The organism is Arsukibacterium ikkense (genome assembly GCF_000987775.1).
GTDB lineage: Bacteria > Pseudomonadota > Gammaproteobacteria > Enterobacterales > Alteromonadaceae > Alishewanella > Alishewanella ikkense.
The window spans coordinates 38,912-64,392 of the sequence record NZ_LAHO01000018.1 but is presented as its reverse complement, the minus strand read 5'-3'; the positions used below and the strand labels follow the sequence as shown (position 1 = coordinate 64,392).

General features: G+C 48.4%; 23 protein-coding genes. 21 read left to right on the top strand and 2 right to left on the bottom strand.

The window, feature by feature from the left end; genetic code table 11:
• Positions 1-248 precede the first annotated feature (248 nt).
• The 12 genes from sdhC to glnS all read left to right on the top strand — a co-directional run bounded on the left by sdhC (position 249) and on the right by glnS (position 17,446).
• Positions 249-626 carry a succinate dehydrogenase, cytochrome b556 subunit gene (gene sdhC, locus WG68_RS16625; protein ID WP_152663143.1) on the top strand — a complete coding sequence of 126 codons (378 nt, stop codon included), beginning with the start codon at positions 249-251 and terminating at the stop codon, positions 624-626.
• Positions 617-964, top strand: a complete 348-nt coding sequence (gene sdhD / locus WG68_RS16620; RefSeq protein WP_046558850.1) for a succinate dehydrogenase, hydrophobic membrane anchor protein — start codon at positions 617-619, stop codon at positions 962-964. Before sdhC ends, sdhD begins: the two co-directional genes overlap by 10 nt.
• Positions 965-2,737 carry a succinate dehydrogenase flavoprotein subunit gene (gene sdhA / locus WG68_RS16615; protein WP_046558849.1) on the top strand — a complete coding sequence of 591 codons (1,773 nt, stop codon included), beginning with the start codon at positions 965-967 and terminating at the stop codon, positions 2,735-2,737.
• 14 nt (positions 2,738-2,751) lie between these two features.
• Complete coding sequence (locus tag WG68_RS16610) at positions 2,752-3,474, top strand: succinate dehydrogenase iron-sulfur subunit (protein WP_046558848.1); 723 nt, start codon at positions 2,752-2,754, stop codon at positions 3,472-3,474.
• A gap of 103 nt (positions 3,475-3,577) precedes the next feature.
• Positions 3,578-6,388 (top strand): 2-oxoglutarate dehydrogenase E1 component, encoded by a 2,811-nt coding sequence (locus tag WG68_RS16605; protein ID WP_046558847.1) that lies wholly within the window; start codon positions 3,578-3,580, stop codon positions 6,386-6,388.
• Between the two features lie 66 nt (positions 6,389-6,454).
• Positions 6,455-7,666 (top strand): 2-oxoglutarate dehydrogenase complex dihydrolipoyllysine-residue succinyltransferase, encoded by a 1,212-nt coding sequence (odhB, locus tag WG68_RS16600; RefSeq protein ID WP_046558846.1) that lies wholly within the window; start codon positions 6,455-6,457, stop codon positions 7,664-7,666.
• 147 nt (positions 7,667-7,813) lie between these two features.
• A complete protein-coding gene (gene sucC / locus WG68_RS16595; RefSeq protein ID WP_046558845.1) occupies positions 7,814-8,980 on the top strand; it encodes an ADP-forming succinate--CoA ligase subunit beta in 1,167 nt (388 codons plus the stop codon).
• Between the two features lie 10 nt (positions 8,981-8,990).
• Positions 8,991-9,863: a succinate--CoA ligase subunit alpha gene (sucD, locus tag WG68_RS16590; RefSeq protein ID WP_046558844.1), complete on the top strand. Its 873-nt coding sequence runs from the start codon at positions 8,991-8,993 to the stop codon at positions 9,861-9,863.
• 215 nt (positions 9,864-10,078) lie between these two features.
• A complete protein-coding gene (locus tag WG68_RS16585) occupies positions 10,079-13,051 on the top strand; it encodes a TonB-dependent receptor domain-containing protein (protein ID WP_046558843.1) in 2,973 nt (990 codons plus the stop codon).
• Between the two features lie 148 nt (positions 13,052-13,199).
• Complete coding sequence (locus tag WG68_RS16580; RefSeq protein ID WP_046558842.1) at positions 13,200-13,988, top strand: hypothetical protein; 789 nt, start codon at positions 13,200-13,202, stop codon at positions 13,986-13,988.
• Positions 13,989-14,019: 31 nt separating this feature from the next.
• Positions 14,020-15,648: a tryptophan halogenase family protein gene (locus tag WG68_RS16575; protein ID WP_052749148.1), complete on the top strand. Its 1,629-nt coding sequence runs from the start codon at positions 14,020-14,022 to the stop codon at positions 15,646-15,648.
• Positions 15,649-15,781: 133 nt separating this feature from the next.
• A complete protein-coding gene (gene glnS / locus WG68_RS16570; RefSeq protein WP_046558841.1) occupies positions 15,782-17,446 on the top strand; it encodes a glutamine--tRNA ligase in 1,665 nt (554 codons plus the stop codon).
• Between the two features lie 92 nt (positions 17,447-17,538).
• On the opposite strand, the gene WG68_RS16565 is transcribed toward glnS, so the two are convergent.
• Positions 17,539-17,733 carry a DUF3185 family protein gene (locus tag WG68_RS16565; RefSeq protein ID WP_046558840.1) on the bottom strand — a complete coding sequence of 65 codons (195 nt, stop codon included), beginning with the start codon at positions 17,731-17,733 and terminating at the stop codon, positions 17,539-17,541.
• Positions 17,734-17,915: 182 nt separating this feature from the next.
• Here WG68_RS16565 and WG68_RS16560 point away from each other — a divergent pair, with 182 nt between their 5' ends.
• The 9 genes from WG68_RS16560 (at position 17,916) to WG68_RS16520 (ending at position 24,799) form a co-directional block, all read left to right on the top strand.
• A complete protein-coding gene (locus WG68_RS16560) occupies positions 17,916-18,770 on the top strand; it encodes a type 2 periplasmic-binding domain-containing protein (protein ID WP_152663142.1) in 855 nt (284 codons plus the stop codon).
• A gap of 25 nt (positions 18,771-18,795) precedes the next feature.
• A complete protein-coding gene (locus WG68_RS16555; protein ID WP_046558838.1) occupies positions 18,796-19,419 on the top strand; it encodes a LysE family translocator in 624 nt (207 codons plus the stop codon).
• A gap of 19 nt (positions 19,420-19,438) precedes the next feature.
• The gene (locus tag WG68_RS16550) at positions 19,439-19,966 is read left to right on the top strand and encodes a hypothetical protein (protein ID WP_046558837.1); all 528 of its coding nucleotides are present in this window, start codon (positions 19,439-19,441) and stop codon (positions 19,964-19,966) included.
• A complete protein-coding gene (locus WG68_RS16545; protein WP_046558836.1) occupies positions 19,966-20,334 on the top strand; it encodes a hypothetical protein in 369 nt (122 codons plus the stop codon). The genes WG68_RS16550 and WG68_RS16545 overlap by 1 nt, the downstream gene beginning before the upstream one ends.
• Before the next feature lie 19 nt (positions 20,335-20,353).
• Positions 20,354-21,562, top strand: a complete 1,209-nt coding sequence (gene earP / locus WG68_RS16540; RefSeq protein WP_235357761.1) for an elongation factor P maturation arginine rhamnosyltransferase EarP — start codon at positions 20,354-20,356, stop codon at positions 21,560-21,562.
• A 13-nt stretch (positions 21,563-21,575) separates the two neighbouring features.
• Positions 21,576-22,136, top strand: coding sequence for an elongation factor P (efp, locus tag WG68_RS16535; protein ID WP_456059090.1), 561 nt, complete (start codon positions 21,576-21,578; stop codon positions 22,134-22,136).
• 76 nt (positions 22,137-22,212) lie between these two features.
• Complete coding sequence (locus WG68_RS16530; RefSeq protein WP_046558834.1) at positions 22,213-22,695, top strand: YehS family protein; 483 nt, start codon at positions 22,213-22,215, stop codon at positions 22,693-22,695.
• Positions 22,696-23,247: a PH domain-containing protein gene (locus tag WG68_RS16525; RefSeq protein WP_046558833.1), complete on the top strand. Its 552-nt coding sequence runs from the start codon at positions 22,696-22,698 to the stop codon at positions 23,245-23,247. It abuts the gene before it with no gap.
• Complete coding sequence (locus WG68_RS16520) at positions 23,234-24,799, top strand: PH domain-containing protein (RefSeq protein WP_052749147.1); 1,566 nt, start codon at positions 23,234-23,236, stop codon at positions 24,797-24,799. The genes WG68_RS16525 and WG68_RS16520 overlap by 14 nt, the downstream gene beginning before the upstream one ends.
• Positions 24,800-24,817: 18 nt before the next feature.
• Here WG68_RS16520 and WG68_RS16515 read toward each other — a convergent pair whose 3' ends face one another.
• On the bottom strand, positions 24,818-25,480 hold the full coding sequence (locus tag WG68_RS16515; protein ID WP_046558832.1) for an exonuclease domain-containing protein: 663 nt from the start codon (positions 25,478-25,480) through the stop codon (positions 24,818-24,820).
• Position 25,481: the final 1 nt, after the last annotated feature.

Sequence of the window (25,481 nt, the reverse complement as noted above, 5' to 3'; positions counted from 1 at the left end):
AGTATTGTCAGCAACCTTTAATTGTGTAATGTTCCGTATGCGGAATTTTCCGTGTAAAACCAAACAAAAATTGTAATAAGCGGCCATGAAATATATACTATCGCCGGCGTAAAATCAGTTCACCAGCCAGATAGATTTTTGTTGAACCAGCTTGAGCAAAAACGAGTATATCGCAAGGGCGGGTGGCTGTTTTTGCAGCACCTAAAACAACAACTAAGCTCTGTACGAGCATCGATAGGCAAGAAACTGTGAAAAAGCAAAGACCAGTAAATCTAGATTTATCAACGATCTCACTACCTGCTGCAGCCAAAGCGTCGATTTTGCACCGTGTTACCGGTGTTGCAATGTTTTTCGCTCTGGTATTTGTTATCTGGGCGTGGGCGTATTCATTGCAAAGCCAGGCAAGCTTTGATTACGTGCAAACTCTGATGACCTCGCATCTGGCGAAATTTATCGCCTGGGGTACCATCACACTGCTTATTTACCATTTGTTAGGGGGCATCAGACACCTGGTAATGGATATGGGACATTGGGAAGAGCTTAAATCAGGCACCTTAAGTGCCAACATCGTTATGGGTTTATGGCTTGTATTAGCTGTATTAGCAGGAGTTTGGTTATGGTTCTGAATCAGGCAAGTTTAAAGCGTGATGGTGTTCAGGATTACGTATCACTGCGCGCCAGTGCTATCGTGCTGGCACTGTATACTTTGTTTATCCTCGGTTTCTTTTTGGTGACCCCAGAAGTAACGTTCGAAGTGTGGCAGGGCCTGTTTGCTAATATGGCGATGAAGGTGTTTACCCTGCTGGCGCTGATCTCTATTGCTATCCACACTCGTATAGGCCTGTGGCAGGTACTGACTGATTACGTTAAATCAGCACAGTTACGTGCCGTGTTGCAGTTCTTCCTTTACGCACTGGCCTTTGGTTATGTCGCGGTTGGCTTATTTGTGTTGTGGGGTGCTTAAGTGAATATTCCAGTAAGAGAGTTTGACGCCATTGTAATTGGTGCTGGTGGTGCGGGCATGCGCGCGGCACTGCAAATCACTCAGTCAGGTTTAACCTGTGCATTATTATCCAAAGTGTTCCCTACCCGTTCGCATACGGTATCGGCGCAAGGCGGTATTACCGTTGCGTTAGGTAATTCGCATGAAGATAACTGGGAATGGCACATGTTTGATACCGTAAAAGGGTCAGACTATATCGGTGACCAGGATGCTATCGAATATATGTGTAAAACCGGTCCGGAAGCGATTACCGAGCTGGAAAATATGGGCTTACCTTTTTCACGTTTTGAAAATGGCCGGGTATACCAGCGTCCTTTCGGTGGCCAGTCGAAAAACTTTGGCGGTGAGCAGGCTGCTCGTACTGCCGCGGCTGCTGACCGCACCGGTCATGCCTTATTGCACTTGCTGTATCAGCAAAACGTAAAGAACAAAACCCAGGTGTTTTCTGAATGGTACGCCCTTGATTTAGTAAAAAATCAGGACGGAGCCGTGGTGGGTTGTACCGCTATTGATATTGAAACCGGTGAAGTGGTGTATTTCAAAGCCAAAGCCACAGTGCTGGCCACTGGTGGTGCCGGGCGGATTTATGCTTCGACTACCAATGCGCACATCAATACCGGCGATGGTGTTGGTATGGCGCTGCGTGCAGGCGTGCCACTGCAGGATATGGAAATGTGGCAGTTCCACCCAACCGGTATTGCCGGTGCTGGTACCCTGGTAACAGAAGGGTGTCGTGGTGAAGGTGGCTATCTGCTGAATAAAGACGGCGAGCGTTTTATGGAGCGCTATGCACCTAACGCCAAAGATTTAGCCGGTCGTGATGTCGTCGCTCGTTCCATGATGACAGAAATCCGTGAAGGGCGTGGTTGTGACGGCCCCTGGGGACCGCATATTAAACTGAAACTGGATCACCTGGGCGCTGACGTGCTGGAAAGCCGTTTACCAGGGATTTGTGAGTTATCGCGCACCTTTGCGCATGTTGACCCGGTAAAAGAACCTATTCCGGTTATTCCAACCTGTCACTATATGATGGGCGGTATTCCGACTAACGTTAATGGCCAGGTTATCAGCCCGAAAGCTGATGGTTCTGAGTCTGTGATAGCCGGCTTGTTTGCCTGTGGTGAAATTGCGTGTGTATCGGTACACGGCGCTAATCGACTGGGTGGTAATTCACTACTTGATTTAGTTGTATTTGGTCGGGCAACTGGCTTACACCTCGGTGAAGCTTTAGCTGCCACGGCAGAAGCGCGTCCTGCGTCGCAGTCTGATTTAGATGCCGCTTTGGCCCGCACCCAGCGCTGGGAGCAAAGCAAAGTGGGGCAGGGTGAAGATCCGGTACAAATCAAGAAAGACCTGCAACAATGTATGCAGCTTAATTTCTCGGTATTTCGTGAAGGTCAAGCCATGGCCGAGGGCCTGGCTGAACTGAAAGAGATTCGTGAACGTTTGCAGTTTGCAAGGCTGGATGACAAGAGCTCAGACTTCAACACTATGCGGATTGAATGTTTAGAGCTGGACAACCTGATGGAAACTGCATACTCAACCGCGGTGGCTGCTAATTTCCGGACCGAAAGCCGTGGCGCCCATGCCCGCTTTGATTTTCCGGATCGTGATGATGCAAACTGGTTGTGTCACAGTGTGTATACTCCTGACACTGAGTCGATGTTTAAGCGTAAAGTGAATCTGGAACCGAAGTTCCGGGAAGCCTTCCCGCCAAAAGCACGTACGTATTAAGAGGCGCAGTAAAGATGACTACTCTGGAATTTTCAATTTACCGTTACAACCCTGATGTTGATACCGCGCCACGGATGCAGGAATATACCCTGCAGAACCCGGAAGGGCGCGATATGATGGTGCTGGATGCGCTGATTAAACTTAAAGAACAGGACCCGAGTTTATCGTTTCGTCGCAGCTGCCGTGAAGGGGTATGCGGTTCAGATGGTTTGAACATGAACGGCAAAAACGGCCTGGCCTGTATTACGCCGTTGTCGGCACTTGGCAAAGGTAAAGGCGGTAAAGTTGTGGTGCGGCCGTTACCTGGTTTACCGGTAGTACGCGATCTGGTAGTAGATATGAGCCAGTTCTACACCCAGTACGAAAAGGTAAAACCTTACCTGATTAACGATGATAAGTTGCCACCTGCAGGCGAGTTTTTACAAAGCCCGGAAGAACGCGCTAAGCTTGACGGCTTATACGAATGTATTTTGTGTGCCTGTTGTTCAACTTCTTGCCCGTCTTTCTGGTGGAACCCGGACAAGTTTATTGGCCCTGCAGGTTTATTACATGCGTATCGTTTTTTAGCCGATAGCCGTGATACGGCGACTGAGCAACGTTTAAATGATTTAGATGATGCATTTAGCGTGTTCCGCTGTCATGGCATTATGAACTGTGTCAATGTGTGTCCTAAAGGTTTAAACCCGACCAAAGCTATTGGTCAGATAAAATCGATGTTGTTAAACCGGGCGCTGTAATGTGCCCTTTTTTAGTGAATATTTGAAAAGCCGGCCATTTCGCATGCGGAATGACGGTTTTTTTGCTACTTTTTTCCAGGTGCTCAGAAATAAGGGAAACTAAATGCACGAAGGTGTAATGAAGGCGTGGTTAGAGTCTTCACATCTTGGCGGTGGTAACATGGCCTATGTGGATGAACTCTATGAATCCTACCTAGCAGAGCCCACCAGTGTTGGTGACGAATGGCGAGAGTTTTTCGCCGGCTTACCAAAGATCGATGGGGTCGAACTTGAAACGCGACACGCGGATATCAGACAGCAATTTGCTGATTTAGCGCGCAATAAACACCGCGAAGTGGTGGTGGTTAACAGCGGCGCTGCTGCCGATACCCGTCAGGTGAAGGTATTGCAGCTGATTAATTCCTATCGGTTTCGTGGTCATCAACATGCTAATCTTGACCCATTAAATCTATGGCAGCAACCCAGGGTTCGCGATCTCGAACTGTCTTATCACGACTTGTCTGAAGCTGATTACGATACTGAGTTCAATGTTGGATCATTTGCCAGTGGTCAGGAAACGATGAAATTAGGTGATTTGCATAAAGCACTGGAGAAAACCTACTGTGGTTCTGTCGGTGCTGAATATATGCATATCGTTTCCACTGACGAGAAACGCTGGATCCAGCAACGATTGGAAAGCACTCAGTCAACTGCCGTGTTCGATAAAGCAAGCCGGTTGCAGATTTTAAAAGGTCTGGTGGCAGCAGATGGCCTGGAAAAATACTTAGGTTCTAAGTTCCCCGGCGCCAAGCGCTTTGGTCTGGAAGGCGGCGATGCCATGATCCCGATGCTCAAAGCGATGATTCATCGCGCCGGTGAGCAGGGGGCCAAAGACTCGGTTATTGGCATGGCGCACCGAGGCCGCTTAAATACCTTAATTAACGTGCTGGGTAAAAATCCATCCACCTTATTTGATGAGTTTGCCGGTAAGTATGAAGTGGTCGGTGCTGGTGATGTCAAATATCACATGGGTTTCTCATCAGACTTTGAAACCAAAGGCGGCAATGTTCATTTAGCGTTGGCATTTAACCCCTCACATCTGGAAATTGTTAACCCGGTGGTGATTGGTTCTGTGCGGGCGCGGCTGGATCGCCGTGGTTGTACTGATGGTTCTCTGGCTCTGCCGATTACTATTCACGGTGACTCGGCGTTTGCCGGCCAGGGTGTGGTAGCTGAAACCTTTAATATTTCGCAAACCCGTGCTTTTAAAGTTGGCGGCACGGTAAGGGTGGTTATTAACAACCAGGTTGGTTTTACTACCTCTAATCCTGAAGATACCCGCTCGACGCCTTATTGTACTGATATTGCCAAGATGGTGCAGGCGCCTATTTTTCATGTGAATGGTGATGACCCTGAGGCGGTGGTGTTTGTTGCTCAGCTAGCAGTGGATTATCGCAATACCTTTAAACGCGATGTCGTCATTGATCTGTTCTGTTATCGCCGTAATGGTCACAATGAAGCTGATGAGCCTAATGCCACCCAGCCGCTGATGTATCAGAAAATCAAAAAGCATCCAACTCCACGTGAAATTTACGCGCAGAGGCTGATTAGCGAAGGTGTGTTTACAGAGGATGAAGTGAAAGCCTTAGTAAACGATTATCGCGATGCACTGGATAAAGGTGATTGTGTAGTTGATGAATGGCGGCCGATGACTGAACCTTCAGTTGACTGGACACCTTATCTGGGCCATGACTGGGATGTTAATTATGACGCTAGTCTGGCAGTTGAGAAGCTGGTAGCACTGGGCGAAAAAGCGATTAATGTGCCAGACACTCATCCGCTGCAGCGCCAGGTTGGCCGGGTTTATGAAGACCGGGCATTAATGCTCAAAGGCGAAAAGAAAATTGACTGGGGTTTTGCTGAAATCCTTGCTTATGCTGCTACGGTAGCCGAGGGCAGCCGGATCCGGATCGTCGGTCAGGATTCTGGCCGCGGTACCTTTTTCCATCGGCATGCGGTGCTATTTAATCAGCTGGACGGCAGCACGCATATTCCGCTGGAAAAGATCAGTGATGAGCAAGGTCCGTTCCAGATTTTTGACTCTGCGTTGTCAGAAGAAGCCGTATTGGCATTTGAATATGGTTATGCCACTGCAGAACCACGGGCACTGGTGATCTGGGAAGGGCAGTTTGGTGATTTTGCTAACGGCGCCCAGGTGGTGATTGATCAGTTTTTAAGTTCTGGCGAGCAAAAGTGGGGCCGCTTATGTGGCTTAACCTTGTTGTTGCCACATGGTTATGAAGGCCAGGGCCCGGAGCATTCGTCAGCCCGCTTAGAGCGTTTCCTGCAGTTATGTGCAGATCACAATATGCAGATTTGTATTCCGACCACACCAGCTCAGGTATTTAATATGCTACGCCGGCAGATGGTGCGGCCAATGCGCCGGCCACTCATCGTGATGTCGCCAAAGTCGTTATTACGCCATCCGCAGGCTACCTCTACCCTGGAAGAGCTGGCTTGTGGCCAGTTCCATAACGTGATTGGTGAGATTGACGATATTAAAGCCAGCGATGTGAAACGTGTGGTGTTTTGTAGTGGCAAGGTGTACTACGAGCTGCTGGAAGAGCGACGTAAACGGGAGCAAACTGACGTTGCTATTGTTCGGGTGGAACAGCTGTATCCGTTCCCGCACGAAGAAATGACTGACGTGCTAAGCCAGTATCAGCATGTCACTGACTTTGTCTGGTGTCAGGAGGAGCCTCAGAATCAGGGTGCCTGGTACTGTAGTCAGCATCATTTCCGCTCTGCCATTCCCAAAGCGGGATACCTGAGCTATGCAGGCCGTGATGCCTCATCGTCACCTGCCGTAGGCTACCTGTCTGTGCACAACAAGCAGCAACAAGCCCTGGTTAATGACGCCCTGACTATCAAATAATGACTTGTCCGGCCCGCACTAGGGCCGGTTGAACGAAATAAGACTAACCGGTAAAAAGGTGAAAAAGTGGAAATTAAAGTACCCGTACTGCCAGAATCCGTTGCAGATGCAACCATCGCCACCTGGCATGTTAAATCAGGCGAAGCCGTAACGCGCGATCAGGTATTAGTTGATATTGAAACCGACAAAGTGGTACTTGAAGTGGTTGCCCAGGCTGATGGTGTAATGGGCGAGATCATTCATGACACTGGTGCTACTGTTACCGCCGAAGAAGTGATCGGTAAAATGGAAGCCGGTGGCGCACCTGCTGCCAAAAAAGATGAGAAAGCTGCCAGCAAAGATGATACTAAAGCTGAAACTACAGCCAAGTCTGACACTAAGTCAGACGATAGCAATGATGATGCGTTAAGCCCTTCGGTACGACGGATGATTGCTGAGAAAGGCTTAGATGCCAGCAAAATTAAAGGTACTGGCAAAAACGGCCGGGTAACCAAAGAAGATGTAGAAAAATTTGTGGCAGGTGCGCCCGCCAAGGCCGCAGCGCCGGCTGCCCCTGCAACAACTGCCGTTGCCGGTGATCGCAGCCAGAAGCGGGTACCGATGACCCGCTTGCGTAAAACCATTGCTAACCGTTTACTGGAAGCAAAAAACTCTACGGCCATGCTAACCACTTTTAATGAAGTGAACATGAAACCTATTATGGACCTGCGCAAGCAATACCAGGACGTGTTTGAAAAGCGTCACGGTATCCGGTTAGGCTTTATGTCGTTCTATGTTAAAGCGGTTACCGAAGCGCTGAAACGTTTCCCGGAAGTTAACGCGGCTATTGATGGTGATGACATTGTTTATCACAATTATTTCGATGTCAGCATAGCGGTGTCGACGCCTCGTGGTTTGGTTACACCGGTGCTGCGCGATTGCGACAAAATGAACCTGGCTGAAATTGAAAAAGCCATTAAAGAACTGGCGCTGAAAGGCCGTGATGGCAAGTTGCAAATGGATGATTTAACCGGCGGTAACTTCACCATCACTAACGGTGGTGTGTTTGGCTCGTTAATGTCTACGCCAATTATCAACCCGCCACAATCAGCTATTCTGGGTATGCATAAAATTCAGGATCGGGTGATGGTTGTCGATGGCAAGATGGAAATTCTGCCTATGATGTACCTGGCATTATCTTATGATCACCGGATCATCGACGGTAAAGAGTCGGTTGGTTTCCTGGTAACCATTAAAGAGTTACTGGAAGACCCAACCCGTATTTTACTGGATATTTAATTATTTAGAAAAAGTGCACAAAAATGCTGTTGTTTTTTGACAACAGCATTTCGTAATACGCCGGTTGGCACTATAATATGCGCCGATCGAAACATCAGGCTGCACCATAATGGGCAGCTTCCATTTTCAAATGAACGGAAATTAGCCATGAATTTGCACGAGTATCAGGGTAAACAACTGTTTGCCCAGTATGGTTTGCCTGTATCTAAAGGCATCGCCGCAGCTACTGTAGAAGAAGCGGTAGCAGCTGCAGATAAAATCGGCGGCGATATGTTTGTTGTCAAAGCTCAGGTTCACGCAGGCGGTCGCGGTAAAGCGGGCGGTGTGAAGCTGGTTAAAAGTAAAGAAGACATCAAAGCTTTCGCAGAAAAATGGCTTGGCAAAAATCTGGTCACTTATCAGACTGACGAAAAAGGTCAGCCGGTTAGCCGTATTCTGGTTGAACCTTGCACTGATATTGCACAAGAGCTGTATTTAGGTGCAGTAGTAGATCGCTCTTCACGTCGAATTGTGTTTATGGCCTCTACCGAAGGTGGCGTGGAAATTGAAACTGTTGCCCACGAAACGCCAGAGAAAATTTTAAAAGCGGCGATTGACCCTTTGGTTGGTGCTCAGCCATATCAGGGCCGTGACTTAGCTTTTAAACTGGGCCTGCAAGGCAAACAAGTTAACCAGTTCGTTAAAATTTTTATGGGCCTGGCGCAACTTTTCAAAGACAAAGATTTAGCCCTGCTGGAAGTAAATCCTTTGGTTATCACTCCTGCCGGCGATCTGCACTGTTTAGATGCCAAGCTGGTTATCGATGGTAACGCGTTGTATCGTCACCCTGAATTGAAAGCCATGCAGGACCCTTCACAAGAAGATCCACGTGAAGCGCATGCAGCTTCATGGGAGCTGAACTATGTTGCCTTAGGTGGTGACATTGGCTGTATGGTTAATGGCGCAGGCCTGGCCATGGGTACCATGGATATTGTCAAACTACACGGTGGCCAACCTGCTAACTTTCTGGATGTTGGCGGCGGCGCAACCAAAGAGCGCGTAGTCGAAGCGTTTAAAATTATCCTGTCTGACACTGCGGTTAAAGCCGTTTTCATCAACATTTTCGGCGGTATTGTCCGTTGCGACATGATTGCAGAAGGTGTTATCGGCGCGGTGAAAGAAGTTGGCGTTAAAGTACCGGTAGTGGTGCGTCTGCAAGGTAACAATGCAGAAGTTGGTGCTAAAGTGCTGTCTGAAAGCGGCCTGAATATCATCGCTGACACAGACCTGACCAGTGCTGCCAAGCAAGTGGTTGCAGCAGCGGCTAAGGCATAAGGGGTAAGTAATGAGCGTATTAATTAATAAAGACACTAAAGTAATTTGTCAGGGCTTTACTGGTGCCCAGGGTACTTTCCATTCTGAGCAAGCGATTGCTTATGGCACTAAAATGGTTGGCGGTGTCACCCCGGGTAAAGGCGGTCAGACGCACCTGGGCCTGCCAGTGTTTAACACTGTACAAGAAGCGGTAGATGCGACCGGCGCAACAGCTTCTGTTATTTACGTACCTGCAGCCTTTTGTAAAGACTCTATTCTGGAAGCGGCGAACAGCGGCATTCAGTTAATTGTCTGTATCACTGAAGGCATTCCTACGCTGGATATGCTGGATGCGAAAGTCAAATGTGATGAGCTGGGCGTAACTTTAATTGGTCCTAACTGCCCGGGCGTTATCACGCCAGGTGAATGTAAAATTGGTATTATGCCAGGCCACATTCATATGCCAGGTAAAGTAGGTATAGTGTCGCGTTCAGGCACCCTGACTTATGAAGCCGTTAAGCAAACCACTGATTACGGTTTTGGCCAGTCTACCTGTGTTGGTATTGGTGGCGACCCAATTCCAGGCTCTAACTTTATCGATATTCTGAAGTTGTTCCAGGAAGATCCGCAAACTGAAGCCATCGTCATGATTGGTGAAATCGGCGGTTCGGCGGAAGAAGAAGCGGCTGCTTATATCAAGCAGCACGTGACTAAGCCTGTAGTGTCTTACATTGCTGGTGTAACTGCACCTGCCGGTAAGCGGATGGGCCATGCCGGCGCTATCATCTCTGGTGGCAAAGGCACTGCAGATGAGAAGTTTGCTGCATTGGAAGATGCCGGCGTTAAAACCGTAAAAAGTCTGGCAGATATTGGCCAGGCACTGAAAGAGTTAACTGGTTGGTAACATAAGCCATGTTAAAAAAACCGCCTGCTGGCGGTTTTTTTATGTTTAACAGGCAAATATCAGACGAGAAGCGGTAAATTGGCGGTAAACAGACATTTTTGATTGCATTTCATTTTTCAGCCACTAGTATAGTTTCAGGTGTCAGTTGAACTTTCACAGACTTGCGTGGTCTGTCTGCGCCAATCAATATAAGAATAAACTATCAGGAAGCTGCTATGAAAAACTTTGCACCACTTTCCAGGAAAAAACCTCTAGCAATAGCGGTCAGCTGCGTGCTGGCGTCATCCATGTTCAGCCTGCAAGCGCAGGACCAAAGTACCGAAACTGAAAAAGCGGAAGAAAAAACCGAACGTATTCAGGTGGTCGGTTCACGTATTCGCAATGACGGCCTGGACCAGGCCGCACCTATTGAAGTAATTAGCGCCAGTATGGCCGCCAGTCAGGGCATTAGTAACCTGGGCGAGTTGCTGCGGAATTCCACCGTTGCCGCCGGTTCTAACCAGATAACTTCTGCAGCCTCTACCGCCTTTGTGACTGAGGGTGGTACCGGCTCTGAGAATATCTCACTGCGTGGTTTAGGTGCTAACCGTACCTTGGTTCTGTTAAATGGTCGCCGGGCAGGTCCTGCCGGTACCCGGGGGCAGGTATCGTCTTTTGATCCTAACGTATTACCATTATCGGCAATTGACCGGATTGAAATCTTAAAAGATGGTGCGTCATCCTTGTATGGCTCTGACGCCGTCGCCGGCGTTATTAATATCATTACTAAAAAAGGTGACGAAGGCTCGGTTAATTTTAATACCTCGCAACCTACCGAAAGTGGTGGTGAAAACTTCCAGCTAAATGGTACTTATGGTAAAACCTTTGGCCGCGGTTCGTTCCGGGTTGTTGGTGACTACAAAATACAAAAAGAGTTGGCTAAGGGCCAACGCAGCTTCTTTAATTGTGCTGAGCGTTATATATTCGATGCAGCAACGGGTGAGCGGGCAGACCCGATTGACCCGCGTACCGGCAGTGCCCATTGTAATGATTTACTATGGGGCCATGTTTGGTTATATGACTATCAAGGGGCGGGTGGTAACGTTCCAGGCGGTGCTAAAGCACAGTTTGATTATGACGGTAACTTAGGTAACTTTATCCCGGGTTTTGCCACTGATCCGAGTAACCCTGATTTTATGGTAACGCCGCCAGGTTGGTTCCCGGTTGCCTATGACCGTACCTCTGATGCTGTCGCTAATGCCGACCACCCGTTTCAGGATCTGGAAACGTTAACTCCGGAAACAGAACTTATTACCGCTTATGCTCAGGGTGACTATGAGCTGAGTGACAGCGTTATGTTGTATGGTGAGGCGTTGCTTAATCGCCGCACCACTAAAAACAATGGTTACCGTCAGTTCTGGAGTTACAAGTACAACGAAGACTTTTTCGCTGGTGACCCGTTAAGTGCCGGTTGGACGGGCGCCCAGTGGTTAAGCCCGACGCCTATTACTGATCATTCCGGTGGCAAAGTAACCGTTGATTACCGCCGCTTTGTCTTAGGTTTAAATGGTGATGTCGGTAACTGGTTCTGGGATGTATCGTACCAAGACAGTCATAGTGATGGTGACTATCAAACAAAATTAATTTATGAGGATGCAATCTCACCTTATAACTTTGCCTCTGGCTCTTGTGTCGGAGAAGTGACGACAATCCGTGGCGTACCTTGTGTTGATGTGCCCTGGTTAGATCCGCAGTTCCTGGCGGGTAATATCACCGGTCAGGTACGTGACTTCCTGTTTGGCCAGCAAACCGGTAATACCGTGTATAAACAGCAGTCGCTGGAAGGTTATATTACCGGTGATTTATTTGAGCTGCCGGCCGGACCTATCGGCATGGCAGTAGGTGCCAGCTATCAGCGTGACTCTATCAAAGATACCCCGGGACTGGAAACCTTACGTAATAATACCTGGGGCCAATCTTCAGCCGGCATTACCGAAGGTAGCCACAACACTAAGGCGGTATTTACCGAGCTGCAAATTCCATTCCTGCGTGACATGCTGTTCGCCGAGGCGCTAGATTTCACCGTCTCAGGCCGCTACACCGACGTATCGTCTTATGGTAGCGACTATACCTATAAAGCAGGGGTAAACTGGCAGATTGGCCAGGGTTTCCGGGTTCGGGCCTCACGTGGTTCATCATTCCGCTCGCCAGCGCTGTATGAACTGTATTTAAACAACCAAACCAGCTTTGTTGGCCAGCGTACCATTGACCCCTGTATTAATTGGGGGGCTGGTTTAGCTGCGGGGACTACCGGTGAGATTGTCGCCAACAACTGCGCAGCCGATGGCATACCCGCTAACTTTGGTGGCGGTGCCATTTCTGCAACCGTTACCACAGGTGGTGGCGCGGGTCAGTTAGGTGCAGAAACCTCTGTTGCTAAAACCTTAGGTTTAGTCTGGATCCCAGAATTTGCCGATTTTAGTGCATCTATAGATTATTTTGATATACAAATTACCGGAGAAGTGACTAACTTAACTGCCGCTCAGATAGTAGGTAACTGTTATTTCTCAGAAAACTTTGGAACTGAACCGTTGTGTAACCAGTTTGACCGTGACCCAACAGATTTACGGATCACTGATGTTCGTGGCGGTTACCTCAATATTGCTACCCAAGTTAACCGTGGTTTCGACCTGACCTTAGGTTACCGGGTGGATACACCAATCGGCCAGTTGAGTGCGACTTACCAGCATACGCGGCAGTTAGAAGCGTCGCAGCAGCTGTTTGCTACCAGCGAACCAATTGACAGAACCGGTGAGTTCGGTCGGCCAAGAGATGTGGGTAATCTGATGGTTGCCTTGGATTATGAAGACTGGACCTTTAACTGGACCGCGCGTTATGTTGGTGAAGTATCGAACTACACCCGCTATGGTCAGGGTGAATACCGTGATACCACTACTTACCGTGGTGACGAGGTTAAGGTGGTATTACATTCTGATGCAGTGATTTATCATGCTTTCTCGGTCACGAAAGACTTCCGTGATGCCGGTGTTGATGTCACTTTCGGGGTTGCTAATGCCTTTGACAAAGAGCCACCACGGGTTAGCGCTCCTGGTGGGTCTGGGATATCCCGACAGGGCACTGCTGCGTTCTATAGCCAGTATGACTGGTTAGGGCGTCGGATGTTCCTGAATATGTCTTACCAGTTCTAAGCTAAGCTTTACGTTGTTGAAAAATGCCGGCATAAGTCGGCATTTTTATTTACAAAGCAGTTTAAAACAGGGTAAAACCACTTAAAGGCTTTTTATGCAGAACGTTGCTTAGCACCGGACAAACCGAGATAAATCAAAAGAGAGTGACATGCCGACTATCCACGCTAAACCTGACACCCTGAATGCTATCAATGCTAATTTTCAGCAAACCGCGTTACCTCAGTCAGTTTTTTTAAACTCAGTACCAAAATGTGGTACTCATTTGCTGAAAAACATTTTCAGAATGTTTGTACCTGTGGCTCAGCAGTATGATAAACAGTTTATTCAAATCCCCATTTTACAGCAGCATCTGGCCGCTTTTAGCAGCGCTGAACCAAAACTTAGCTGGGGCCATTTATTATTCTCTGACAGCTCAGCATTGGCATTAAAAAATGTACAGCAGCTGATTATTGTGCGCGACCCCTACGATTGGGTGCTGGCGCGGGCGCGTTTTTTTCTGTCGGATAACTTTCAGGGCTCGATGGAGCATTTAAAGGGCGGCAAAGTTACTATCGAACAAATGCTCAATATGATGATTTTTGGTATTTACCAGAAAGCCCCCACCCTGAATGAAATTTATACCCATAATGCGGTAGCCTGGCTGGGCACCGGTAGTAAGCTGGTCAGGTATGAAGAAGTGATTAAACATCTGAAAGCGCTGGATACGCCGCAGGCTGAAGCCTACTTTACCGACTTACTGCAACCATTAGGTTTACCAGCATTGCCTGCCGACTGGCAAGCGCGGGTGCTGGCAGGTTCAGATAAAGCGCAAAGCGGCACTTACCGTGAGAACCTGGCGGGGCAAAAAGTAGAACTGCCAGCAGTGTTACCTGATATGCAAAAGCAGTTGGTCGAGTATGCGGCACCGGGTTTACGGCGCCTGCTGGGGTATTATTAACAGAAGCAACAGATGATTGCGGAGCGCGCCAATGCAACAACGTAAAGTAGTAATTGTCGGTGGCGGATCAGCCGGCTGGATGACCGCAGCGTATTTAAATGGCGCCCTGAATAAACAGGGAACTGAGCAAAATGTGCTGATTGAATTATTGGAATCGCCTGACATTCCAAGAATTTCAGTCGGTGAAGCCACCATACCGTCGATGCGCCATTTGCTGGCGGTAGTCGGGGTGGATGAGCTGGCGTTTATGAAGGCGACCGATGCCACTTTTAAGCAGTCGATTAAGTATTGCAACTGGCTGCATAACGACAACAGTTTTTATCATCATCCTTTTACCAGTATGCGGGTGCAGCCCCTTGACCGGGCTGGTAGCGACTGGCTGAAAAGCGATCGCAGCATTCCGTTTATGGAAACCTGCTCCGCTCAACCCATTATTTGTGAGATGGGCTTAGCACCGTTAATGCTGCAAAAATGGGATATGGGCTCCCGTTTAAACTATGCCTATCATATGAACGCGCAGAAGTTTGCGGATTATCTGCGAGATTTTTCTACTGCGCGTGGTGTGGTGCACACCCTGGCAAATCTCACCGGGGTTGAAATGCTTGGCCCGGAAAAAATTGTGGCGGTAACGACCGATACGCAACAGCGGCTGACTGCCGATTTGTTTGTCGACTGCACTGGCTTCAAAGCAAAATTGATTGAAGAGCAACTTGGCGTCGGTTTTGAAGATTGCTCGCAGTGGCTATTGTGCGACCGGGCTATCACTATGCATCTGCCCTATGACAAGTTTTACCCTGGCATGGTCAGGCCCTATACCACCGCCACCGCGCTTTCCGCTGGCTGGATCTGGGATATCCCAATGCAAAATCAGCGATCTGTCGGTTATGTACATTCCAGTCAATTTATCAGCATTGAACAGGCAGAGCAGGAAATGCGGGCCTATCAGGGACCAGGTACCGAGCAGCTGAACGCGCGGGTGGTTAATTTTAAAGTAGGTCGGCGTCAGGGCAACTGGCGTGGTAATTGTGTTGCTATCGGTTTGTCGGGGGGCTTTATTGAACCGCTTGAGTCCACCGGTTTATATTTAAGTGATCTGGGTGCTGTATTGCTGGCAGAACATTTTCCTTATGATGATCAGGATATGGCGGTGTTGGCCGCTCGCTATAACCGGCTGATGGCTAATAGATTCTACGAAATTCTTGATTTTATTAACATGCATTATTGTATGACTAAGCGCAGCGATACGGCTTTTTGGCGCGAAGTGCAAAAGCCAGAACGGATCACTGAGCGCTTAAAGGCCAAACTGGCTTATTGGCGGATTAAACCACCCAGTGCCCATGATTTTCAGGATCAATGGTACCCCGGCATGGCCGCGATGGCATCGGGATCCGGCGCAGGTGCCGATCCCCGTGCGGCTATTGATACCGGTGGTTTATGGAACCACGAGAGCTACGAGTGCATTTTATATGGGATGGACTTTTTAGCTGAGGAATGTGAGCAACGTTATGGTACAAACCGGCCAGCAACCGGCGTGCATCCGGCGATTATGCAACGTTTACAAATAGCCAGGCAAAAGTTACCGCCGCATGCCATCTGGCTGAACCGGGCGCTGGGCATGGCAGAATATCCAATGGCTTACCGGCCCATGGGGTGGGTATAGTGCCAGCTTTTAAACGTTTAGCAGAGTGGCGGCCGTGATTTTTCGTTATCGGCATTAGCTACTGACGCAGGCGGTGTTATAATGCCAGCCATTACTGACCCCTTTATTTGTGATAACAAGGACACCTGACATTATGGCGGACGTAGAACATCGCCCAACAAACTTTATCCGGCAAATTATTGATGCGGATCTGGCCAGTGGCAAACACGCGGCTGTGCAAACCCGTTTTCCGCCTGAGCCAAACGGCTTTTTACATATTGGTCATGCAAAATCAATTTGCCTGAATTTTGGCATTGCCGCTGATTATCAGGGGCAGTGTAATTTACGTTTTGACGATACTAACCCTGAAAAAGAAAATATCGACTTTGTTAATTCTATTCAGCAAGACGTGAACTGGCTTGGCTTTCAGTGGAATGGCGAGGTTCGCTATTCATCGGATTACTTTGACGCACTGCACGATTTTGCAGTTGAGCTGATCAGCAAAGGCCTGGCTTATGTGTGTTTTTTAAATGCCGAGCAAATGCGCGAGTATCGCGGTAATTTAACCCAGCCAGGTAAGAACAGCCCAACGCGTGATACCTCAGTTGAGGAAAATCTGGCGTTATTTGCCAAAATGCGTGCCGGCGGCTTTAAAGAAGGCGAGTGTTCACTGCGGGCAAAAATCGATATGAGTTCCAGCTTTATCTGCATGCGTGACCCGGTTATTTACCGGGTTAAGTTTGCTCATCACCATCAAACCGGTGATAAGTGGTGTATTTATCCGATGTACGACTTTACCCACTGTATTTCGGATGCGCTGGAAGGAATTACCCATTCGCTTTGCACCCTGGAGTTTCAGGATAACCGGCGCCTGTACGACTGGATCCTTGATAACATCAGCATTGCTTGCCATCCGCAACAGATTGAGTTCTCACGCTTAAATCTGGAATATGCGGTAATGAGCAAGCGTAAGCTGCAAACGTTGGTGGAGCAAAAAGTCGTGACCGGCTGGGACGACCCACGGATGCCGACCATTGCTGGTTTGCGCCGCCGCGGTTATACGCCGGCCGCTATTCGCGAGTTTGCCAAACGCATCGGCGTTACCAAGCAAGATAACGTGATTGAAATGAGTGCGTTAGAAGCCTGTATCCGTGAAGATTTAGACGCGGCCGCCCCCCGGGCGATGGCGGTGTTAGATCCGCTTAAAGTCACCATTACTAATTATCCGGCTGACGGGATAGAGTGGCTTGATGCGCCTAATCATCCAAAAGACGACAGCATGGGTAGCCGTAAACTACCTTTTGCGGCAGTGGTGTACATTGACCGGGCTGATTTTCGCGAAGAAGCCAATAAGAAATACAAGCGCCTGGTGCTGGGCAGTGATGTCCGGTTACGTAACGCCTACGTTATTCATGCCGATGAAGTAGTGAAAGACGCTGATGGCAATATTGTCGAGTTAAAATGCAGCTACTTACCAGAAACCCTGGGGGAGAACCCGGCAGATGGTCGTAAGGTACGTGGTGTTATTCACTGGGTGGCAGCGAGCAACGCCATACCGGCTGAGTTTCGGGTGTACGACCGGCTGTTCAGTGTGGCCAACCCGGCAGCTGAAGAAGACTTTTTAACCGTGATTAACCCGCAATCTCTGGTTGTTAAACACGGTGTTGCTGAGCCGTCGTTAGCCACTGCAGTGGCTGAGCAGGCGTATCAGTTTGAGCGGGAAGGCTATTATTGTGCCGATCGTGACTCAGCCAGCGATAAACTGGTGTTTAACCGTACTGTTGGTTTGCGCGATAGCTGGGGCAATTCAGAAGAGTAAAATTAATGCTGCAGCAGCCCGTTAACCCGGGCTATAGTTGATAAAGTAAAGGCCACAATAGTGGCCTTTACTTTTAATAAGTCAAAACATTGCTATTTTTTCAGTAAGGCACCAAGACCAATAATCACGGCCAGGGCACCACCGACTAAGTACCAAACTGCGTTGTCTGTGGGACTGCCGGTGACTAACTCTGAAATTTCTGACGCTGCAGAGTTATAAGCGTTGTAACCAAAATAAAGTAGAACCGCACCCACAACCAATAATGCCAAACCAATAATTTTATTCATAACGTTCTCCTTTGTTATCCATACCAGTCTAGCTAATGGTTTAATTAAAGCAAATCAGTATGTTATAAAGTTGACGTAAAAGCTAAATAAATATCATCATTTTATCATTAATTAGTAGGGCGTGAGTATCACTGAACTGTTACCTTCTAACAAACGTAGCAAGACAACAAGGAGCTATCACAGTGTTAAACGTAAAGATGGCAATACTGTTCGTTGCGTTAATCACCACCGGCCTGCTGTGTCAGGCTGAACCTGTGCGTTATCCTGCTGTAGCCAACCAGCAAGCCCCCCGTTCTGTATACCCGCTGGCGCTGTTAGAGCAAGCACTGGCCTACTCAGGCAAAGGCTATCAGTTACAAAGCTCGGCTGAGCCGATGTCAAAATCCCGGGCTATGGTGTTTTTGCGCGAGCGCCAGGAAATTGATGTGTTGTGGACTATGACATCGGTTGAACGGGAACTGGAGTTGCTGCCCATTCGCATCCCAATATTTAAAGGCCTTAGTGGCTACCGGGTATCATTGATCCATCAGGAAAATCGTGATGCTTTTGCTGCCAGACATGCGCCTGTTACTATTCGACGTTTGTTATATGCTCAGGGCCATGACTGGGTTGATACGAAAATTTTGCGCTTAAATGGTTTAAATGTTATTGAGGCAGCTCGCTACGATAACATTTTTAGCATGTTACAGCGACGGCGGGTAGACGCGGTGCCACGTAATGTGCTGGAGATAACCGATGAAGCCAGTTTACTAACGGCGCAGCAATTAGTTATTGAACAAAACTGGCTTATTTACTATCCGTCGGCCAGCTACTTTTTTGTTAATTCTGACAATCAGCAGCTGGCGATTGATATCGAACAGGGGTTGCAGAAGATGCTGGCTGATGGCAGTTTCGAGCAATTGTTCCAACAGTTTTTCTCACGTCAGCTGGCTGAACTGAAGCTGGAACAACGACAAATAATTAAGCTGGATAATCCACTTTTACCCGCACAAACACCGCTGCAAGACCCTCGACTCTGGTATTATCCGGCTAAGTAATTTTTGCCGATAGTAAAGAGCACATATGGAACTGTTTTTAGCGGTGTTATTTTTTGCGTTTTCGACGACCATAACGCCCGGCCCAAATAATGTGATGATTATGTCATCCGGCGTCAATTACGGTATTAAACAGAGTATGCCGCACTGGCTCGGCATTTGTCTGGGTTTTCCATTGATGGTGTTGTTGGTTGGTCTGGGGTTTGGGGTGGTGTTTGATCGTTATCCACATCTTCACCAACTGATTAAAATTGTCGGCACCTTGTATTTAATCTGGTTAGCATGGCACATCGCCAGCGCCCGGCCAGAAACCATTGCTACCGGCAAAAGTAAGCCATTGAGCTTTATTCAGGCGGCATTGTTTCAATGGGTCAATGGCAAAGCCTGGGTGATGGCCTCCGGAGCTGTGGCAGCCTTTACGTCAGTAAGCGGGGTCTATTGGTATCAGGTGCTGGTTATTACCCTGGCGTTTCTGTTAGTAGCGTTTCCCTGCGTTGGCCTCTGGCTGGTATTTGGTGCCGGTTTGCGTAAAATGCTGACGCAACCACTGGTGCAGCGGATCTTTAACATTTGCATGGGCTTGATCCTGTTGCTGTCGGTGCTGCCAGTGATCATTGAAATCTGGCGTTACTACTTCACAGCAGCAAGTTAAGCCTGCTAAGGTAAAGGTGATGAATGGCACTGAAGAAAAAATAAAACTGGAACACGAAGCTGCCCGCATTTTTATGCGGTTGTATCAGCAACGCTTTGGCATAAAAATGCGCCATATCTGGCACAATGAGCCAGCCAGGCCTGATGTCTCCTGTTATTACGACAATACTAAGCTCGACCTGGAAATTGCTCATTTATATGGCAGTGAAGTAGAAGCCATGCATATTTTAGGCAGAGCCATCAGCGCAGAAACCCACCGTGAACTGATGGCACTGTTACGCACACCGCCTGAGCATCGGCTACTTACCGCATTAAACCGTATTATCAGTAGTAAAGCTGAGAAGCGCTACCAGAGTGATCATGTCTGGTTGGTGATCCGCAATGCTAACCCGTTGTGGACACGTCAGGATATGTTGTCACATCTTGATAAATTGCATATGCCAAAACGTCATCCCTTTCAGCAAATCTGGTTAGTGGGCGATATGGCAGGTGAGTCGGGCATTTTAGCCATCTATCCGGCTGATATCAGACAGCAGGATGGCTCCTGATGCTGACATTCTATTATAGGTTAGCCAGCATCTTGCGACCGTTACAAACGCTATGGTTTGGATTAGCCATTATCTGCCTGGGGTGGCTGGTTTACCTGTTACTGCGTGCTCCTGTTGAGGTAAGCCAGCGCTGGCAGTTAACTGCATTAGTCAGTTTTGCATTTTTGCTCAATATGATGCTGCTAACGTTGTTGTTTGCAACGCCAATAACTGCTGTAGCGCCAACGGCGTTCTGGCCCAGGCTGCAATATCGACTGCGATACCTGCTGCATTATTGTCTGGCCTGGGTGGTGACCGTGCTTTTTCTGCTCATTTTATGGCTGTTTCTGCGTATCACGCTCGGTATAATAGTACCTTTACTACTTTAAGCTGTATCACGGGTGGCGTTTGAATCAATCTATTCTAAATCAACAGAAAGCTCAGCCACAATGCTGGCAAATTTTTTGCTCGGTAGTTGATAACTTTGGCGATATTGGCATCTGCTGGCGTTTAAGCCGTCAGCTGGTCGCCGAGCATGGCATCAGGGTGCAGCTACTGGTTGATGACTTAACCAGCTTTTTGCAAATTTGTCCGCAAATATCGCCCACGCTGGCACAGCAAGTTGTGTTGGGGGTAGAGGTATTACACTGGCCGAATGAGCCTGTTGATCCGCTGCATTGGCAGCAATTTCCTGCGGCAGACGTGGTTATTGAAGCATTAGCCTGTACCATCCCTGCTGCCTATCAGCAGCAAATGGCCCGGCAGCAGCCGCCACCATTGTGGCTCAATTTGGAATATTTATCGGCAGAGCAGTGGGTAGAGGGCTGCCATGGTTTAAGCTCACCACAGCCGCAGGTGGCCTTGGACAAGTTCTTCTTTTTCCCCGGTTTTAACAACAAAACCGGTGGTTTGTTATACGAGCAGCAACTGCTGACACGACTGCAGAGCTTTACTGCAGATAGCGCCGCGGTGCAACGCTTTTGGCAACAGCTTGGGGTTAATGGCAGCGAATATCAGTTGAAAATTTCAATGTTTGCTTATGGCCATCAGCAGCTAGACAGCTTGTTACAGCAATGGCAGCAGCACGCGGGCAGGGTGCTTTGCTTAGTTCCGCACGGTGAGCTGGCAAACGAGCTAACTAGACAGTATCCGGAATTACTTTGCACTGACATGCTTCAGCTGGGACAGTTAAGCATCAAAGTTATACCGTTTCTGGCTCAGCCAGATTACGATTTACTGTTGGCCGCCTGCGATCTGAACTTTGTGCGCGGCGAAGATTCCATTATCCGGGCGCATTGGGCGGGCCGGCCTTTTGTCTGGCAAATTTACCGCCAGCAACAAGCCGCGCATTTGATTAAGTTGCAAGCCTTTCTCGATAGTTATGGTCAACAGATGCCTGCCGCTTTGGCTCAGGTAGTACAACAGTTTTACCTTAGCTGGAATAACGATGACTATCTTGGCACTACATGGCGCGATTTTTCGCAGCAATTGCCACAAATTGCCGCTTACAACCAGCTGTGGCGCCAGCAATTAATGGCAAATGGAGATCTTGCCAGCAACCTCGTGCACTTTGCCAAAAAAAAATTTATAATAACGCCCAATTTTTCCCAACAATGAAGATATTTCAATAATGATGAAAACAGCCCAAGAACTGCGCGCCGGTCAGGTTATTATGGTTGGCACAGAACCAATGGTGATTTTAAAAGCCGAGTTTAATAAATCTGGCCGTAACTCTGCCGTGGTTAAAATGAAAATGAAAAACCTGCTCAATGCCCAGGGCATGGAGACGGTATACCGTGCAGATGATAAATTCGAGCAGGTGCTGCTGGAAACCAAAGAAGTAACTTATTCTTACTTCTCTGATCCGATGTACGTGTTTATGGATTCTGAGTATAACCAGTTTGAAATCGAAGCTGAAAACATGACCGAAGCACTGAAGTACCTGACAGACGGGATGGAGTGTTCAGTGGTATTCTACAACGAGCGGGCTATTTCTGTTGATTTGCCAACCGTTGTGGTTCGTGAAGTGGTATACACTGAACCTGCAGCCAAAGGCGACACCACGGGTAAAGTGATGAAACCAGCGAAGCTGGACACCGGTTTTGAGTTAATGGTACCTGCTTTCGTGGATATTGGTGACAAAATTGAAATTGACACCCGCACCGACGAATACCGTAGCCGCGCGAAGTAATTTTTTATGCATAAGCGATAACAAAGGGCGCGTTCTGCGCCTTTTGTTGTTTTATAGCCAATAACAGGATTGCACTGTGACCAATAATGACGTGTTACGCCGCTTGCGGTATGCCTTTGACTACAATAACAGTACCATGAGCGATATTATGGCGCTTGGCGGGCAAACGCCCAGCCGTGAGCAAATGATTAGCTGGCTGAGTAAAGATGATGACAGCGAATTCGGTGCTATGGCCGATGTCGATTTAGCCCGCTTTTTAAATGGCCTTATTATCCATAAGCGCGGCCGCAAAGATGGGCCGCAAGCTGAACCTGAGCAACGGCTTAATCATAATATTATTTTTCGCAAGCTGAAAATTGCGCTCGATTTTAAAGATGACGATATTATGGCTGTGATGGCTTTGGCTGATTTCAGGTTAAGTAAGCCTGAGCTCAGTGCGTTTTTTCGCCGCGCCGACCATAAACATTTCCGGGCATGTCAGGATCAGGTACTACGCAACTTTATCAAAGGTTTACAGTTAAAATACCGGCCGGGTAGTAATGCTGAGATAGCGGAATAAATGACTGAGCAAAGTAGCTTTACCAATCTGCAAATTAACAGTGAGCAGCTGGCGCCGCTGGCGACATTGCAACTGGAGCCCCTAGCCAGAAGCTACCGGTTGTTGCGACAAGGCGTCAATGCAGCAGTTTTTACCCTGTTATTGCTGATGGTAGTGCTGCTGTGGTGGCAACCCTGGTGGGCATTGCCTGCCAATGTGCTGCAGCTGGTGGAACATGCGCTGTGGCTGCTGCCGTTAGTTGGGCTGCTGCGCGCGCTTTTTTGCTGGCAGGCCGATAAGTGTAAACACTTTGCCCTGCGTGAGCATGATATCAGTTACAGTTCAGGTATATTTTTCAGAAACATCATTACCCAGCCGGTTGTGCGGGTGCAACATATTGAACTAAAACAAGGGCCACTGGAACGCAAAGCCGGACTTGCGCGTTTGCAGCTATTTAGTGCCGGTGGCGCATTACACACCTTTGAAATTCCGGGCCTGCTGCTTGCGCAAGCACAGCAAATCCGCCAGTTTGTATTGCAGCACAAGGATGCCCTGCAAGATGAGCAACAATAGCGAGCTGGCAACGGAGCCGTTACCTCAACTAAGCCAACCGTCTGCACAGGCGCAGTGGCAACGGGTGTCGGCCATCGGTATTTTGTATTTTGCGCTGGGCGTGTTGCGGTTTTTTCTTGGTCAGTTTGTGTATCTGATCCCGCCTTTTATTCTGCTGTTTAACCGGATCAAAGAAAACCCCGCAGTGGCACTGGGCCTGGTTATCGGTGTGTTGCTGTTAGTTAGCGTATCAGCATTATTAAAGTTTTATTACTTTCAATACCGCTTGTCGGCCGGCACCGTAGAAATTCGCTCTGGCGTACTGAGCAAAAAATACCTGAACTTACCTTTTAGCCGCATTCAGAATATTAAACTGGAGCAACCACTGTTCTACCGGCCCGGTGATTTTGTCTGTCTGCAGTTGGATACCGCAGGCTCAGTAAAGCAAGAAGCCCGGCTGGTTGCCTTACGCCGGCCTTTTGCCGAAGCACTGAAGCAACACATCCTTGATGTGCGCGAGGTTGATGCTGCACCAATTACCCGGCATCACCAGGCTACAGACACCAGCAATGCGAATGCTGAGCAGTTGCTGAACAGGCGTAGTCTGGCCGATTTGGTAATACACGGCATCAGCAATAACCGTATCTGGTTGTTTTTAGGGGTAGCTGCGCCCTTTTATAATCAGCTGGCGGATAAACTGTTACAGCTGTTGCTATTGGCTGGTATTGATTTAGCGGTGATGTTCGATCCTGCGCAGCAGTCATGGCTGTTAATCGGGCTGTATGCACTGTCACTTACCCTGTTTATGATGTTGCTGTTTACCTTATTCTCGGTATTGGGGTCGGTGTTGTCTTTTTATGGTTTTACCCTGCATAAAAAACAGGGAAATTATATCCGGCGCAGTGGCTTACTCACCCGGCATGAAGTGGGTATGAAATTATCGCGCCTGCAATGGGTGGCGTTAAAACGTGACTGGCTGGATATGTTGTTAGGCAGGGTAAACCTGAGTTTTGAGCAAATTAATGGCCAGCAGCAACAATTTGCCAGCAACCAGAAAATTATGGTGCCATCGGTTACCCCAACTGAAGCACAGCAGCTGCTGGACGATGCTTATCCGGATAATCAACTTAACCAGCTGGCATTTGCGCAGATAAGCCGGCGTTTTATCTGGCGCTACCTGTTATTGTATTGGTTGCCAGTGGCATTAATTGTCCCGGCATGGCTATGGCAGCAGCAGTATCAGGTGCTGGCGCTGTTTAGCTTGTTGCCGTTAGCGTTCTGGGCGCTGCTTATTGTGATGCGCTGGTACCGTTATGGTTATGCGCAGGATAACCATTACTATTATATTCGCCGCGGTTACTTTGGCGTTGATTATTACTGCCTGGCGAAGTACAAGCTGCAGCAGGTGCAATTTAAACAAAGCTGGTTAATGCGCCGCTCTGGCTTGTGCTCGGTGAAGTTGGTGCTGGCCTGTGGGACGCTGGAGATTCCGTTTATGGCGCAGACCGCCGGTAGCACATTGCTGGAGCAGGGGCTTTATCAATTGCAAAGCAGCAAAAAAGCCTGGATGTAAGTTGGTGCCAGGTACCCGTTAACGACTTTGCAGCTGCAGATCGGACAGGGTAATATCGGCATGACTGTGTTTTAACTGGCTTAATAACAGCAAGGCACAGCTATAGGCATCGGCCAGCGCATGATGCTGGCCACTTTGCGGTAGTTTGTGCCGGGCTAAACATTGCGGCAGGCGCAATGCATCTTTTTTCATAACGATCCCCTGTTTTTGCAGGCGGTACAGCTCAATATTCAGGGTATCAATAAAACTGAACTTAGGTGCCTTACCGAAAATACGTTGGCTGGCCACTTCCAGAAAACGCAAATCAAGCTGGCAATGGTGAGCAACAAAAATATAGCCAGCATAATGCTGCAGCAGCTCCGTCAATACCTCCGCTAAATCCCGGGCATGACTAAAATCTTTATCATGCAAGCCATGAAATGCCGCACTTTGGCCAACACTGACCGGGCTGTTAACTAAATAGTGACGGGCGTCACTTAGCACTATCTCATAGTGTCGTACCGGCACCCAACCAAGGCTCACAATATGATCCTGTTTGGCATTTAAACCAGTAAGCTCTAAATCAATTACCAGAAACGGACAATCGGCGGCGCGGATATTGCCGGCAGGCAAGGCTACCTGGTTAAAGTTTTGCACAATGTGGCTAAGTGGGGTGGTTTTATTGTTTAACCAGGCCAGCATG